Origin of the sequence: Enterococcus cecorum DSM 20682 = ATCC 43198 (assembly GCF_000407565.1) — a bacterium.
Classification (GTDB): domain Bacteria; phylum Bacillota; class Bacilli; order Lactobacillales; family Enterococcaceae; genus Enterococcus_E; species Enterococcus_E cecorum.
The window spans coordinates 340,423-354,927 of sequence record NZ_ASWI01000004.1; the positions used below are offsets into that span (position 1 = coordinate 340,423).

Here is a 14,505-nt window from a genome sequence, read left to right on the forward strand (position 1 = left end):
TTATGCTTAGAAAATTTAAAATATCAATTGATGGTAAAGAATATTTAGTGGAAATGGAGGAAATCGGGGGAAGTGCACCCGTAACTCCAGTCGTACCAGCGGCCCCTGTAGCTCCAACTGCGCCAGTTGCACCAGCATCTCCAGAACCTCCTAAGGCAGCAGTAGCTCCTAATCCAGTTTCCAGTAATGTTGAACCACTGGTTGCCCCTATGCCAGGTAATATTTTGAAATTATTGGTAAATGTTGGAGATTCTGTCCAAGAAAATCAACCTGTGATGATCTTAGAAGCGATGAAGATGGAAAATGAAATTGTCGCGCATCGCAGTGGGGTTGTCAAACAAATTTGTGTTGAGGTTAATACAATGGTCAATCCTGGAGATCCGTTAATTGTGATTGAATAGAATGGAGTGAGAGTCATGCAAGCTTTAATGGATAGCTTACAAGTCTTTATCCAAGAACCAGGACGCATTGTGATGATGGTCATTGGTGGTATTTTAATGTACTTAGGGATTAAAAAGGAATATGAACCTACACTTTTGGTACCAATTGGGTTAGGGACGATTTTAGTTAATTTTCCATTCTCAGGTGTATTGATGACGGGAAATGAAAAAGGACCATTTCAAATTCTGTTTGAAGCTGGGATTAATACAGAACTATTCCCATTATTATTGTTTATCGGTATCGGTGCGATGATTGATTTTGGTCCACTGTTACAAAATCCTTCCCTACTTTTATTTGGTGCCGCAGCGCAATTTGGAATTTTCTTTACAATTATTATGGCTGTTTTGCTAGGTTTTGATTTGAATGATGCGGCGTCAATTGGCATTATCGGTGCGGCTGATGGACCAACTTCGATTTTCGTGGCTAATACTTTACATTCTAAATACTTAGGAGCGATTATGGTGGCTGCTTATTCTTATATGGCTTTAGTACCGATTATACAACCTGTTGCCATTAAAGCAGTCACGACCAAAAAAGAGCGACAAATTCGTATGCACTACCAAGCACATAATGTCTCACAAACGGCTAAAATCATCTTCCCAATTGTGATTTGTGTGATTGCTGGCATTATTGCACCAGTTTCACTACCATTGGTGGGCTTTTTAATGTTTGGCAATTTACTTAGAGAATGTGGGGTTTTGGACCGGCTTTCTTTAAGTGCCCAAAATGAACTAGTCAATTTAATTAGCATTCTGTTAGGCCTAGCTGTTTCAGTAAAGATGCAATACAGTGAGTTTTTGCGTTGGGATACATTGATGGTTATCGCGCTAGGATTAGTTGCCTTTGTGATGGATAGTGTTGGTGGTGTTTTATTTGCGAAGTTTTTGAATCTCTTCTTAAAAGACAAAGTGAACCCAATGATTGGAGCAGCGGGTATCTCGGCTTTTCCAATGTCTAGTCGTGTGATTCAAAAAATGGCTACCGCTGAAGATCCACAAAACTTTATTTTAATGCATGCGGCTGGCGCAAATGTTTCTGGTCAAATTGCCTCGGTGATTGCCGGTGGGTTAGTCCTATCCATGTTAGTGTAGAAAGTGAGGAAGCAAAATGTCTGAGAATTTAGCCAAAGCACTAGAAATTTTATTATTTGGTTGGGGTGGCGTTTTTGTTGTGATGATTTTGATTTATCTTGCTTCTAAATTAATGGCTACACTATTTAAGGTGAAGAAGTAAGATAGAAAGAAGGGTCAATATGTCTAAGGTTATACGTTTTACAGAAACCATATTACGTGATGCACAACAAAGCCAAATCGCTACAAGAATGAGTACAGAAGATATGTTACCAATTTTAAAAACATTAGATGAAGCAGGGTTTTATGCTTTAGAAATGTGGGGTGGTGCGACTTTTGATGCTTGTTTACGTTTTTTAAATGAAGATCCATGGGAAAGATTGCGTAAAATTCGAGCTGAAGTGAAGCATACGAAGTTACAAATGTTGCTGCGTGGTCAAAATTTAATAGGGTATAAGAATTATGCCGATGATGTCGTAGAAAAATTTGTACAAAAATCCGTTGAAAATGGCATTGATATTATTCGTGTATTTGATGCCTTAAATGATGTGCGTAATTTAGAGACTTGCATCCGCGCGACGAAAAAAGCTGGCGGCCATTGTCAAGCAGCGATTAGTTATACGACGAGTGAGATTCATACTGTGGATTATTTTGTTGATTTAGCCGTTGAAATGGAAAAGATGGGTGCTGATTCCATTTGTATCAAGGATATGGCTGGGGTATTAATGCCACAAACTGGTTTTGAACTTGTGAGCAAATTAAAAACCGCCTTAAAAGTACCGGTTGAAGTTCATACACACGCAACCAGTGGTATTGCTGAAATGACTTATTTAATATGTGCCAAAGCTGGGGCAGATATTATTGATACAGCTATTTCTTCTTTTGCAGGAGGTACCAGTCAACCAGCCACTGAGTCGATGGATTTAGCCTTAACAGAGCTAGGGTTTGATACAAAACTAGATATCGATAAGCTTTCAGAAATTGCAGAATACTTTAATCCAATTCGGGACCGTTTCAGAAAAGAAGGAAGATTAAATCCTAAAGTCAAAGATGTCGAACCAAAAACCTTACTTTATAAAGTACCAGGTGGCATGCTCTCGAATTTATTGAGTCAATTAACAGAGCAAGGTTTGCAAGATAAATACGAAGAGGTCTTAAGAGAAGTGCCTAAAGTGAGGGCGGATTTAGGTTATCCCCCATTGGTTACGCCTTTGTCACAAATGGTTGGTACGCAATCTTTGATGAATGTGATTTCAGGGGAACGCTATAAATTAATTCCAAAAGAGATTAAAGATTATGTCAAAGGGCTATATGGACGGCCACCCATGCCAATCTCAAAAGAAATGCAGGAAAAAATCATTGGTCAAGAAGAAGTCATTACTTGCCGACCAGCTGATTTGTTAGCGGACCAATACGATCAGTTTGCTAAAGAAATTGCGCAATATGCGAAATCAGAAGAAGATGTCTTGATTTATGCACTCTTTCCAAAACAAGGTCGTGATTTCTTAGGTCGTAGAGAAGATAAATTTTATGATGTGCCTGTTCAAACAGTGACAGTAAAGTTTTGAGATGAGCCCCATTAAGTGGTTGGTTCAAATTTCTGATTGATAAGCAAGTTATTATTATGTTTGCCCATTGTATGTTAGAATAGTTTTGCTTTTAATTTTTTAAAGCAAAAAATTATTTTTAGGAGGATATTTGTGAGCCAAGTACATAATAATGATTTTCAAGATATCGTATTGAACCGTCGCTCGATTCGAAATTACGATCCATCTTACGAAATTGAACATAGTGAGTTATTACAAATAATTGATGAAGCTGCTAAAGCGCCGTCATCTGTCAATTTACAGCCTTGGCGTTTTGTGATTGTTGAAAGCGAGGAAGCAAAAGCCAAGTTAAAACCATTGATTCGCTTTAACACTTTACAAAACGAAACTTCTTCAGCCATGATTTTAATTTTTGGGGATTTGAAGTGTCAAGAGTATGCTCAAGAAATTTATCAAGAAGCAGTAAATCGTGGATTGATGCCACAAGAAGTCATGGAAAAACAATTAGCTGCGATTGTGCCAATGTATGACAGTCTAAATAAGGCACAAATGGAACGTATTGTACAAATTGATGCGAGTTTAGTGGCCATGCAGTTGATGCTAGTAGCTAGAAGTCATGGCTATGATACGAATCCAATCGGTGGTATTGATGCGGATCAATTAGCTGCGGCCTTTGATTTAGATGAGGAGCGTTTCCATCCAGTAATGATTTTATCGATTGGTAAAGCAATGGAAACTGGCTATGAGTCTGTACGCTTATCAGCTGAAAAGATTACAGTTTTTAAATAAAAAACGGAAGAATAGTTGATCCTTTTGGTGATTGACTATTCTTTTTTTAGCTGATTTGCTAGAATATAAGAGTATTTTAGCTTGAAAATAATGAATTGACTATTTGAAAAGAGTGTAAGTTATAAAAATGATTCATAATTGGTTTATTGGAGGAAATCAGTCGATGCGTGCGAGTATGTTTGTACTAGATCAAACTGTCAGATATGTAGCAATCATAAAACGATATAAGGATGGCAGGAATTATTATGTTGTTCCAGGTGGAAAGGTAGAAGCGCATGAGAACATTCAACAAGCCGCTATCAGAGAAATTGCAGAAGAATTAGGTTTGGCTATCGAACAATCAGATATTTTTGATTCTATAATTGAAAAAGGAAATGTATTTTATTTTGCTAAAACCAATTACTCCTGTCTGCCATTAAAGATTCAGGGGGAAGAAAAAGAACGCAGTCATCCGCATAATAGTTATGAACCAATGTGGCTTGAATGGAAGCAGCTGTCAAAGCTAATGGTGTTTCCAAAATATGATTATTTACAATTTGAAGAAATCGTAAGTGAAATTTTGTAGTATTGATATTGTTCGATTTAAGAGGATTAATAAGTTGTTAAAATTAATATTAACTGATTTGGATGGCACGTTTTTAAATAGTCAAGGAGCATATAATCGTGATTATTTTCTAAAATTATGGCCAAAGTTAAAAGAAAATCAGATTGATTTTGGGGTCTGTACAGGCAAAAGTAGTGCACGAGTGGAGGAGTTATTTACTGAGATAAGTGATGAAATCTGGATTTTAGCAGACAGTGCAACCAGAATCAAATATCAAGGGAAATTTTTATATGAGCAGCTGTTAGATAACCAGATTGCCCTTGCTTTGATTGCTCGGTTACAAGCGATTCATAGAGACCAAATAATCATAGCTTATACGAAAAATGCTGTATATATTGATCAAAATATCCCCAAGATTCATAAAAACAGAGTTCTAGCTTCTTATCCTGGTGCGATTGAAACAAATGATTTTCAGCAAATAACCGATGACTTTATCAAGGTGACGGTCTATGATCCAGCTAGTCGTTGTTTAGAAACGGTGCAACAATTAGCTGATTTTATGGAGCATGCTTATATTGTTGCTTCAGAAACGCAGTGGATTGATATTGCAGCAAAAGGTGTACACAAAGGTAGTACCGTTGCAAAACTCCAAGAATTGTTAAAGATAAGTTCCAAAGAAACGGCAGCCTTTGGAGATGGTTGGAATGACTTGGAATTATTCGCTCAAGCCAATTTTCGTTTTGCGATGAGAAATGCAGTAGAAGAGTTAAAAAATCAGGCAAATTTTATTATTCCATCTAATGACGAAGAGGGTGTCTTACAAACTATTGAATTATTATTATCCTTAATGGAAAAGAAAGAAGGAAGTACAGGTGAAAATTGAACATGTCGCTTTATTAACCAATGATTTAGAAAAAATGCGTGACTTTTACGAAACTTATTTTGCAGCCAAAAGTTCAGTGTTGTACCATAATCCAAAAACCAAATTTTCTTCTTATTTTTTGAGTTTTGAATCTGGTGCACGTTTAGAGCTTATGCAAAAACTTCATACAGCGCCTCATGGATTTGAACAACTTGGTTATCATCATTTAGCCATTTCACTGGGTAGTAAAGAAAAAGTAGATGCCTTTGCGCAAAAATTAAATGCAGATGGCTATCCCTTATTAAGTGGTCCGCGCACAACTGGCGATGGCTATTATGAAGCAGTCTTACAAGATCCTGAAGGCAATCAAATTGAGATTACTGTTTAGTAGTTACTTTAAAGTACCTAATTGTCCTCCTGATTCGCTTATGTTAAAACTAATTTGTAGTTGAAACAAAGAATAGGGGGATTTTTATTATGCGTGAAATGAATAATTTAATTATTGGCTTTGGTAAAGGTGGAAAAACATTAGCCAAAAAGTTAGCTAGTCATCAAGAAGAAGTTATCGTTATCGAAGCAGATGATAAAATGTATGGTGGTACTTGTATTAATGTAGGTTGTATTCCATCTAAAACTTTAATTACTCAAGGTTTGAAGCAACGTGATTTTACTGTTGCTGCAGAGAAAAAACGTATCCTTGTTGATAAGTTACGTCATAAAAATTATCACATGCTAGCAGATGAAGCTACAATTGAAGTGATTCATGGGTACGCTCAATTTAAAGATAATCATACTGTACAAGTGCAATTGCCAAATGGAGATGTAGAAGAAATAAAGGCAGCGCGTATCTTTATCAATACTGGTTCAAAATCAGTGATTCCTGAGATTGAAGGATTAAGTTTAGGAAAACGAGTAGGAACATCCAAAGAAATGATGGATCTAACTGCTAAACCAGAAAGACTTGTGATTTTAGGTGCGGGCTATATTGGATTAGAATTTGCATTTATGTTTGCTAATTTTGGTAGTCAAGTAACTGTTTTAGATAATCGCGAATTATTAGGACGTGAAGATGAAGCTTTCGTAACTTTAATTCAAGAACAGGCTGAAAAAATAGGGATTCATTTCAAATTAGATGCCCAAGTGCAAAAAATAGATGAATCCGCAGAAAATGTAACTGTAACCTTAGCTGACGAAGTATTGACAGCTGATTATTTATTAGTAGCAACTGGACGTAAACCCAATACCGAAGCATTAGGATTAGAAAATACGGATATTCAAGTTGATGCTAGAGGTGCTATCCAAACAGATGAATTCTTACAAACAGCGGTAGAAAATGTCTTGGCTTTAGGTGATGTTAGAGGAGACTTACAATTTACTTATATTTCATTGGATGATTTCCGTATTGTTTATAATCAACTATTCCAAGATAAGTATCGCTCAGTCAATAATCGTCCTAATGTGCCATATACTATGTTTATCCAACCAGCTTTTTCTCATGTAGGATTACATGAAAAAGAAGCTCAAGCAAAGAAAATGAAGTATCGTAAGTTCACATATCTTAATAGTAATGTACCAAAGGCAAATATTTTAGAAAACCCAGTAGGAATGTGGCAAATTCTTGTAGATGAAGAAACAGACCAAGTACTTGGTGCGACTATTTTTGGTGAAGAATCTTATGAAGTAATTAACCTAATTACTTTAGCGATGAATGCCCATCTACCTTATCAAATGTTACGTGACCAAATCTATACGCACCCAACAATGAGTGAAGCCTTAAATGATGTCTTAAAATAGATTTATCTCATATTGAGCGAATAGCAAATTGGCAAGAAGTCATTTTGCTATTCGCTTTTTTAATGGCAAATGAGATTTATTTGTCCCCAGTGTTTCATTTGTTTGACTATTTGAAAGAGTTCACGTCCCTTAGTCGTGAGTTGATAGGTAGATTCGACGGTATTTTGAATGGTTATTTTTTCGTTTTTGACTATTTCATTGGCAATCAGTAGGTCAAGCTGCTGTTTAATCATTTTCGGTGTACTACCATCAAGTTGCCGAACTAATTCTAAAAAGCGTGTGTCTTGAATGGCTAGCGTTTCAATAATTTGCGGGACCCATTTTCTTCCTAGTAGATTTGCTAAAGCTTCAGCCGGACAAGTGTAAATCTCTTCTGATGTGAATTGAAAATCGTTCATTAGTTTTTCCTCTTGCTAACTATTTTCTTCATTATACAAAAGGTAGTAAATGAAAGCTAGTTATTTAGAATGAAATATTTATGCAAAAATATGAATTTTTATTGAAAAATATCGTGAATATGTGTATAATAACGCATAAATATTAAAAGGTTGTGGTTAGATGAATTCAGTATTTCAAGGAAAAAGTTTTTTAGCGGAAAAGGATTTTACGAAACAAGAATTAATGTATCTGATTGATTTTGCGATACATTTAAAAGAATTAAAACAAAAAAATATCCCGCATGCTTATTTAGCAGGGAAAAATATTGCCTTATTATTTGAAAAAACTTCGACGCGTACTAGAAGTGCTTTTACGGTAGCGGCGAATGATTTGGGAGCACATCCTGAATTTTTAGGTGCCAATGATATTCAATTAGGCAAAAAAGAGTCGGTTATTGATACAGCGAAGGTACTCGGTAGTATGTTTGATGGTATTGAATTTCGTGGCTTTGCGCAAGAAACGGTTGAAACTTTAGCGCAATATGCAGGGGTGCCGGTTTGGAATGGTTTAACCGATTTATGGCATCCGACGCAGATGATTGCTGATTTTATGACTATCAAGGAACATTTTGGACACCTAGAAGGCTTGAAATTGGTTTATTGTGGTGATGGACGCAATAATGTGGCGAATTCTTTATTAGTAACCAGTGCCTTGTTAGGTGTGAATGTGGCGATTGTTAGTCCGAAAAATTTACTTCCAAGTCAAGCAATTTTGGAGGTGGCGCAACAATTTGCCCTTGAGTCGGGGAGTCAGATAGAATTGACAGATGAGATTGCTCTAGGTGTCAAAGGGGCCGATATATTATATACCGATGTCTGGGTTTCGATGGGAGAAGAAGCGCAAATAGCCACGCGAATCAAAGAACTACTGCCTTATCAAGTCAATGCCGAGTTAGTTAAATTGACCGGCAATAAGGATGGTTTAATTTTCCTACATTGTTTACCGGCCTTTCATGATTTACAGACCAAAACAGCCCAAGAAGTTTTTGCGCAATTTGGCATGAAGGAAATGGAAGTAACAGATGAAGTTTTCCAAGCATCCTATGCCAAACAGTTTATTCAAGCTGAAAATCGAATGCATGCGATTAAGGCAATCATGGCTGCGACTTTAGGCCATTTATTCATTCCAAAGGTTTAATGCTCGTATATTTTTTCACATGACTTTCAAACGATGACATCAATCGTTTGAAAGTTCATTTTTTGTTATCGTTTTTATAAAGATATGTACTAAAATTCCTTTACATAGTCTATAATTATGCTTGTTTTTCATAGTATAGGACTAAAGTCGCATAGTCAGATTATTGAAATAGTGTTATACTATTTACGGTTAGTAGAAAAGTTTAAGTTTATTTTAAGAAAGCGTGAAAAAGTTAAATTCACTTAACAATTGATTGCTCATTACTTAATGGGCAACTATAATTACCCATGATGAAGGAGGCAGTTAACATGAACTTTTTAAAATCACGACCTCGATTAAATTATTGGTTATTATTTACAGCTAAAACCCTCTTTTATTTTGGCATATTGCTTGCATTGATTTATTTGTATCATTACAAGAATATCCAAGGTGGTAGTTTTATTTATAACGAGTTTTAGGGGGGTTGAAAGATGGTTTCTATCATTGAAAGAATTGATCAGCAGGCAGGAGATAGACTTGTCTACAGTGATGATCAGTGCCAATATACGTATCAAGATTTAAAAGAGAAATCTGATCATATTGCTTATTATTTAGCAAAACTTTTTCCAAATCGTGCACCTGTTGTGGTTTACGGTGGTTTACAATTTGAAATGCTTGCCTTTTTCTTAGGAGCAGTCAAATCTGGGCATGCTTATATTCCAATTGAAAGTCATACGCCGAGTGAACGTATTCGCTTAATTTTACAAACGGCGCAACCGGCTTGTATTTTAGCAGTGGATGATTTTGATTCAGGTATTGCGCCAGATATGAAAGTGCTAAGCTTTAATGAAGTACTTCAGCAACCAATCGATGAGACTTTGTCATTAGAACCAGTAACCAAAGATGAAAACTTTTATATTATTTTTACTTCGGGAACAACTGGTGTGCCAAAGGGTGTACAGATTTCTCATGATAATTTAGTGAGTTTTGTTGATTGGGAGTTAAAGGATTTCCAATTACCGAACCAGCCAAAATTCTTATCTCAAGCACCTTATTCTTTTGATTTGTCAGTGATGAGTATTTATCCTGCTTTATGTGCTGGAGGTTCATTGATGCCACTAGCTAAAGAAATAGTAGATGACTTTAAAGCGTTATTCGCTCATTTGCCAAAATTAGGCATCAATGTTTGGGTCTCTACGCCATCTTTTGTGGATATTTGTTTAATGGCCCCTGAATTTGACGGTCAGCATTTGCAAGAATTGACCCATTTTCTATTCTGTGGGGAAGAGTTAACGAAACAAACGGCCCAAAAATTATTGGATCGTTTCCCAAATGCAAAAGTCTTTAATACTTATGGACCAACGGAAGCGACGGTTGCTATTTCACAGATTCAAATTACGCAAGACATTATTGACCATAGCGCTCGTTTGCCGATTGGATATGTCAAAGAAGATTGCCAAGTGGTGATTATAGATGAAGGCAAGGAGCAAGCAGTAAATGAAGTCGGCGAAATTGTGATTGTGGGGCCAAGTGTTTCAAAAGGCTATATGAACAATCCTGAAAAGACCAAAGAAGCCTTTATTACGTACCAAGGGCAACCAGCCTATAAGACAGGTGATGCGGGTAGTTTAGATGAAAATGGCTTACTTCATTATAATGGCCGGATTGATTTCCAAGTGAAGTTACATGGTTTTCGAATGGAACTAGAAGATATCGACCATCACTTAATGAAAGTTTCCTACGTGGATAAAGCAACGGTGGTACCGAAATATAAAGATCATAAAGTGCAACAATTATTCGCTTTTGTGGTGGCGAAAGAAAATGATTTTGCTAAAGAGTTTGAACTCACTAAGGCAATCAAAGCTGAGTTAGCCCAAACCGTTATGGATTATATGATTCCGCAGCGTTTTGTCTATGTGAAAGAATTGCCACGAACCGCCAATGGCAAGATTGATCGCAAAGGTTTAATGAATGAGGTGAATACATAAGATGAATTTTCCTCACATGATTCCTTATGCTAATCCTACTTATTTCGGTTATGTTTTTTTACTGATTTTACCGATTGTCTTTGGTCTATTAAAATATCAACGCCGCTTTTTAACTTATGAAGCACTGATTACCTTATTTTTCTTATTTGTAAGTTTTGGTGGTAGTGATTATAAGCAAGGTCTGGCATTGATTGGCTATGTCGTATTCCAAACGATTTTGGTCTGGGGCTATTTTAAGATTCGCCAAAAAAATAATTCGACACCATTGTTTTATTTGGCGGTGATTTTAGCTATTTTGCCGCTGACATTAAGCAAACTAACCCCGTTTTTTGAGCAAGGCAAGGCCTCAATGTTTGGATTTTTAGGGATTAGTTATCTTACCTTTAAGTCGGTACAGATGGTCATGGAAATTCGTGATGGCATGATTAAGGAATATCATCCAGTAAGCTATATTCGCTTCTTGCTTTTCTTTCCAACGATTTCTTCGGGACCTATTGATCGTTATCGCCGCTTTGAAAAAGATGTAAAGGCTAGTCTAAGTGCTGAACAATACTTAGAAATGATTGCCCAAGGTGTTACGCGAATCTTTTTAGGCTTTTTGTATAAATTTATTATTGGCTATTATTTAGGAAGTTTATTATTACCATTAGTAGAGCGTTTAGCCTTAAGTTATCACGGTGTTTCGCTACCATTAGTTGGTGTGATGTACGTATATAGCTTATATCTTTTCTTTGACTTTGCCGGTTATAGTTTATTTGCAGTGGGCGTAAGTAATTTGATGGGCTATGATACACCGATGAACTTTAATAAGCCATTTTTATCTTGGAATATTAAAGAGTTCTGGAATCGTTGGCATATGAGCTTATCTTTCTGGTTTAGAGATTATGTTTATATGCGCTTGATGTTTACCTTAATGAAGAAAAAAGTCTTTAAGAGTCGTATAGTTGCTAGTAATGTTGGGTACTTTGCGTTATTCTTATTGATGGGGATTTGGCATGGCTTAACTTGGTATTATATTGTCTATGGTTTATATCATGCGACTTTGATTTGCTTAACCGATGCCTATCTACGCTTTAAGAAAAAACATAAAGATAAATTGCCATCCAATAAATTTACGCATGCTTTAGCGGTTGTTGCAACTTTCCATGCAGTGGCGTTTAGCTTTTTGATTTTTTCAGGATTTTTAGATCAACTTTTTTTTAAATAATAAATGAATGGAGTTTTTGAAAATGCAAGAAACAGTCTTATCAATTTTAGAAGATTTAACAGGAACAAGTGAAGTACGTGAAAATTTAGATGTGGAATTATTTGATGAAGGATTATTAGATTCTATGGGTACTGTTCAATTATTGGTTGAATTAGATGGCCAATTAGGTGTGAATATTCCTGTTTCTGAATTCGAACGCGATGAATGGAGCACCCCAAATAAAATTATTGCTAAAGTAGCGGAATTACAAGGTTAATCAAATGAAAAAGAAAAGTTGGCATTTATTTGGCCCTTTTCTTGCAGCATTTGTACTTTTAGGGGCACTTCTCATCAGTCCTTTGGCACCTAAATTGCTTAACCGCACCCAGATTTTTCAAGCTTCTACTTCGATGTCAGCTGATGTAATCAAGGGCAATGTGGTGAAGAATCAAGCCTTTGCTGACAAGGAGTATGTCCCTTTTTTGGGTTCATCTGAATTAAGCCGTATCAGTGCCTTTCATCCATCTACTTTAGCACTGAAGTACAAACGACCTTATGTTCCTTTTCTTTTGGGGGCACCGGGAACACAGTCAATGACCCATTATTTAATGTTGCAATCTATGGGCAAAGAATTAACGGGTAAAAAGATTGTTTTTGTGATTTCTCCGCAATGGTTTGTGCCAGAAGGAGTAACGAGCATGTATTTTGACCGCTATTTTTCTAAGCAGCAGGCCTATCAATGGTTATTCAATTTACAAAAGATTGAGGAAGCTGATCGCTATTTTGCCCAACGTCTATTAAAATACGATGTAGTGCGTAAAGATGTCCTGTTGACGGGGATGCTTAATCGCGTGAGTCAAAATCAATTACCAACGTTACTACAATATGGCTATTTGAAACTGGCTAATCGTTTTTATGAAAATGAAGATGCGATGTTTGCTGGTTTAGATATTAAAGGTAAAGAGCAAAAAGTAGCTCAAGCGATGAAGACTTTGCCAAATAAGTATAATTATCAGCAACTTGATAAATTAGCCTATCAACAAGGGGAAAAACGCGTAGGTAAAACGCCTTTTATGATTGACCGTCGTTTCTTTAATCGAAAAGTAAAACCTGATTTAGTCAATCTAAGAGGTGCGCAACAAACTTTTGACTATCGCTATTCACCAGAGTATTCTGATTTTGAATTAGTACTACAAGCCATGGCTAAATATCAAATTGAGCCACTCTTTATCATTCCACCGGTAAATAAGCAATGGAGTGATTATACCGGTCTGTCGCAACAAATGTTAAAAGAATGCGCGGAAAAAATTACTTATCAGTTGAAATCACAAGGTTTTGAAAATGTAGTCGACTTTACGGATCAAGCAGCGACTCCTTACTTTTTACAAGATACCATTCATTTAGGTTGGCGTGGTTGGTTAGCCAGTGATCAATACATTCAACCGTTTTTAATGAGCAAGAAACAACCCGTAAAATATCATCTGGATAATCGTTTCTTTACCAAAGAATGGCAACAAGCGAAAGTAAACGAAATGGTTTTACCAAATCCAAATGAGTAAAAATACAAAATACTTTCTAATCTTTCTGCAAGGTGGATTAGGAAGTATTTTTTTGTAAACATCTTGCAGTGTTCAGTAAACTGATGTATAATGTTTACCAAAGACAACAGAATTGGGGAGTATGTTTATGGCTGGGATTAGAACAGTTGCAAAACGGGCTAAGGTATCACCCGCTACTGTTTCTCGTTTCTTGAATAATGATCCGTCATTAAGAGTAACCGAGGAAACTAAAGAAAGAATTTTGGAATCGGTACAATTTTATCATTATGAAAAGAAAGAGCGTAAAGGGCAAAAAGGACCACTCATTGAATTAGGAGTTTTAACAACCGCCTCAGAAATTCATGAGTTGGAAGATCCGTATTTTCGCTCGATACGAATTGGTATTTTGACAGAATCATCGAATAGTAATGTCGAAGTCAAAAAAATATTGTATCGTCAGCAAGATAAGGAATTTAGACTTGATGAATTAAAGGACTGTGGGGCCATATTGGTGATTGGCCGTTTTTGTGATAAGGTGATTGAACAACTATATCAAATGAATTCGCACATCGTTGTATTGGATGTACCTAGTTCAGAAATTCATTATGAAGTGGATTCGGTGTTTACCAATCTTGCTAAAGCGATGGCGCAGCAACTAAATCGCCTATATGAAAAAGGCCATCGAAACATCAGTTATATTGGTGGTAAGAACCAAGTGATGACAATCGAAGGGACGACAAATGTCAATGGCTTAGAGGCGCGTAATATTGCTTATGAACAATGGATGAAAGAAAGTGCATTGGTTGATTTTGAACATAGTTATCTTGGGGATTGGAGTTATGAAGATGGTTATCGATTAACAATGGAACTTTTGGAGAAACAAAAAGATTGTTTACCAACGGCAATTGTTGCAGGTAGTGATCCGATGGCAGTAGGGATTTATCGAGCTTTGCAAAAGAGAGGATTGAAGATTCCGGAAGATATATCTGTTGTCAGTTTTGATGATTTAGAAGTTGCTGAATTTTTAACGCCAAATTTAAGTAGTGTCTATGTTGCAGCTGAAGAAATCGGTAAAATTGCAGTTCGTTTAGCACGGCAACGATTATTAAAAGAAAGAAAGGTCCCAGTTAACGTTGAAGTAGGTTATCAAGTAAGGGTACGAGAAAGCGAAAAAACGATTACTGAATAATTA

17 protein-coding genes are annotated in these 14,505 nt (G+C 36.3%); 16 read left to right on the top strand and 1 reads right to left on the bottom strand.

Going from position 1 to position 14,505, the window contains the following annotated elements:
- Positions 1-2 precede the first annotated feature (2 nt).
- From I567_RS07575 to I567_RS07610, 9 genes are all read left to right on the top strand, one after another.
- Positions 3-401, top strand: a complete 399-nt coding sequence (locus I567_RS07575) for an acetyl-CoA carboxylase biotin carboxyl carrier protein subunit (RefSeq protein WP_016251647.1) — start codon at positions 3-5, stop codon at positions 399-401.
- A 15-nt stretch (positions 402-416) separates the two neighbouring features.
- Complete coding sequence (locus I567_RS07580; RefSeq protein WP_016251648.1) at positions 417-1,532, top strand: sodium ion-translocating decarboxylase subunit beta; 1,116 nt, start codon at positions 417-419, stop codon at positions 1,530-1,532.
- A 16-nt stretch (positions 1,533-1,548) separates the two neighbouring features.
- On the top strand, positions 1,549-1,674 hold the full coding sequence (locus I567_RS13045) for an OadG-related small transporter subunit (RefSeq protein ID WP_016251649.1): 126 nt from the start codon (positions 1,549-1,551) through the stop codon (positions 1,672-1,674).
- Positions 1,675-1,693: 19 nt separating this feature from the next.
- On the top strand, positions 1,694-3,079 hold the full coding sequence (locus I567_RS07585; RefSeq protein ID WP_016251650.1) for an oxaloacetate decarboxylase subunit alpha: 1,386 nt from the start codon (positions 1,694-1,696) through the stop codon (positions 3,077-3,079).
- 132 nt (positions 3,080-3,211) lie between these two features.
- Entirely contained in the window at positions 3,212-3,847 is a 636-nt protein-coding gene (locus tag I567_RS07590; RefSeq protein WP_016251651.1) for a nitroreductase family protein, read from the top strand.
- Positions 3,848-4,010: 163 nt separating this feature from the next.
- On the top strand, positions 4,011-4,412 hold the full coding sequence (locus tag I567_RS07595; protein ID WP_016251652.1) for an NUDIX domain-containing protein: 402 nt from the start codon (positions 4,011-4,013) through the stop codon (positions 4,410-4,412).
- 34 nt (positions 4,413-4,446) lie between these two features.
- Complete coding sequence (locus I567_RS07600) at positions 4,447-5,274, top strand: HAD family hydrolase (protein WP_016251653.1); 828 nt, start codon at positions 4,447-4,449, stop codon at positions 5,272-5,274.
- Positions 5,264-5,641 (top strand): VOC family protein, encoded by a 378-nt coding sequence (locus I567_RS07605; RefSeq protein ID WP_016251654.1) that lies wholly within the window; start codon positions 5,264-5,266, stop codon positions 5,639-5,641. The genes I567_RS07600 and I567_RS07605 overlap by 11 nt, the downstream gene beginning before the upstream one ends.
- A gap of 89 nt (positions 5,642-5,730) precedes the next feature.
- Positions 5,731-7,047: an FAD-dependent oxidoreductase gene (locus tag I567_RS07610; RefSeq protein ID WP_016251655.1), complete on the top strand. Its 1,317-nt coding sequence runs from the start codon at positions 5,731-5,733 to the stop codon at positions 7,045-7,047.
- A gap of 59 nt (positions 7,048-7,106) precedes the next feature.
- Here I567_RS07610 and I567_RS07615 read toward each other — a convergent pair whose 3' ends face one another.
- On the bottom strand, positions 7,107-7,445 hold the full coding sequence (locus tag I567_RS07615; protein ID WP_016251656.1) for a winged helix-turn-helix transcriptional regulator: 339 nt from the start codon (positions 7,443-7,445) through the stop codon (positions 7,107-7,109).
- A gap of 160 nt (positions 7,446-7,605) precedes the next feature.
- Here I567_RS07615 and argF point away from each other — a divergent pair, with 160 nt between their 5' ends.
- From argF to I567_RS07650, 7 genes are all read left to right on the top strand, one after another.
- Entirely contained in the window at positions 7,606-8,622 is a 1,017-nt protein-coding gene (argF, locus tag I567_RS07620) for an ornithine carbamoyltransferase (protein WP_016251657.1), read from the top strand.
- Between the two features lie 308 nt (positions 8,623-8,930).
- A complete protein-coding gene (locus I567_RS07625; protein WP_016251658.1) occupies positions 8,931-9,080 on the top strand; it encodes a teichoic acid D-Ala incorporation-associated protein DltX in 150 nt (49 codons plus the stop codon).
- A 12-nt stretch (positions 9,081-9,092) separates the two neighbouring features.
- Positions 9,093-10,589 (top strand): D-alanine--poly(phosphoribitol) ligase subunit DltA, encoded by a 1,497-nt coding sequence (dltA, locus tag I567_RS07630; RefSeq protein ID WP_016251659.1) that lies wholly within the window; start codon positions 9,093-9,095, stop codon positions 10,587-10,589.
- A gap of 1 nt (position 10,590) precedes the next feature.
- Entirely contained in the window at positions 10,591-11,796 is a 1,206-nt protein-coding gene (dltB, locus tag I567_RS07635) for a D-alanyl-lipoteichoic acid biosynthesis protein DltB (protein ID WP_016251660.1), read from the top strand.
- A 22-nt stretch (positions 11,797-11,818) separates the two neighbouring features.
- Positions 11,819-12,052, top strand: a complete 234-nt coding sequence (dltC, locus tag I567_RS07640) for a D-alanine--poly(phosphoribitol) ligase subunit DltC (RefSeq protein ID WP_016251661.1) — start codon at positions 11,819-11,821, stop codon at positions 12,050-12,052.
- Positions 12,053-12,056: 4 nt separating this feature from the next.
- On the top strand, positions 12,057-13,334 hold the full coding sequence (gene dltD, locus I567_RS07645) for a D-alanyl-lipoteichoic acid biosynthesis protein DltD (protein ID WP_016251662.1): 1,278 nt from the start codon (positions 12,057-12,059) through the stop codon (positions 13,332-13,334).
- A gap of 127 nt (positions 13,335-13,461) precedes the next feature.
- Positions 13,462-14,502: a LacI family DNA-binding transcriptional regulator gene (locus tag I567_RS07650; RefSeq protein WP_016251663.1), complete on the top strand. Its 1,041-nt coding sequence runs from the start codon at positions 13,462-13,464 to the stop codon at positions 14,500-14,502.
- The last annotated feature ends 3 nt before the right edge of the window (positions 14,503-14,505 follow it).

Coding starts and splice junctions, on each gene's coding strand:
- I567_RS07575 (WP_016251647.1), top strand. CDS start 3: ATGCTTAGAAAATTTAAAATATCAATTGATGGTAAAGAATATTTAGTG.
- I567_RS07650 (WP_016251663.1), top strand. CDS start 13,462: ATGGCTGGGATTAGAACAGTTGCAAAACGGGCTAAGGTATCACCCGCT.
- I567_RS07610 (WP_016251655.1), top strand. CDS start 5,731: ATGCGTGAAATGAATAATTTAATTATTGGCTTTGGTAAAGGTGGAAAA.
- dltA (WP_016251659.1), top strand. CDS start 9,093: ATGGTTTCTATCATTGAAAGAATTGATCAGCAGGCAGGAGATAGACTT.
- I567_RS07625 (WP_016251658.1), top strand. CDS start 8,931: ATGAACTTTTTAAAATCACGACCTCGATTAAATTATTGGTTATTATTT.
- argF (WP_016251657.1), top strand. CDS start 7,606: ATGAATTCAGTATTTCAAGGAAAAAGTTTTTTAGCGGAAAAGGATTTT.
- dltC (WP_016251661.1), top strand. CDS start 11,819: ATGCAAGAAACAGTCTTATCAATTTTAGAAGATTTAACAGGAACAAGT.
- I567_RS07615 (WP_016251656.1), bottom strand. CDS start 7,445: ATGAACGATTTTCAATTCACATCAGAAGAGATTTACACTTGTCCGGCT.
- I567_RS07585 (WP_016251650.1), top strand. CDS start 1,694: ATGTCTAAGGTTATACGTTTTACAGAAACCATATTACGTGATGCACAA.
- I567_RS07595 (WP_016251652.1), top strand. CDS start 4,011: ATGCGTGCGAGTATGTTTGTACTAGATCAAACTGTCAGATATGTAGCA.
- dltB (WP_016251660.1), top strand. CDS start 10,591: ATGAATTTTCCTCACATGATTCCTTATGCTAATCCTACTTATTTCGGT.
- I567_RS07580 (WP_016251648.1), top strand. CDS start 417: ATGCAAGCTTTAATGGATAGCTTACAAGTCTTTATCCAAGAACCAGGA.
- I567_RS13045 (WP_016251649.1), top strand. CDS start 1,549: ATGTCTGAGAATTTAGCCAAAGCACTAGAAATTTTATTATTTGGTTGG.
- dltD (WP_016251662.1), top strand. CDS start 12,057: ATGAAAAAGAAAAGTTGGCATTTATTTGGCCCTTTTCTTGCAGCATTT.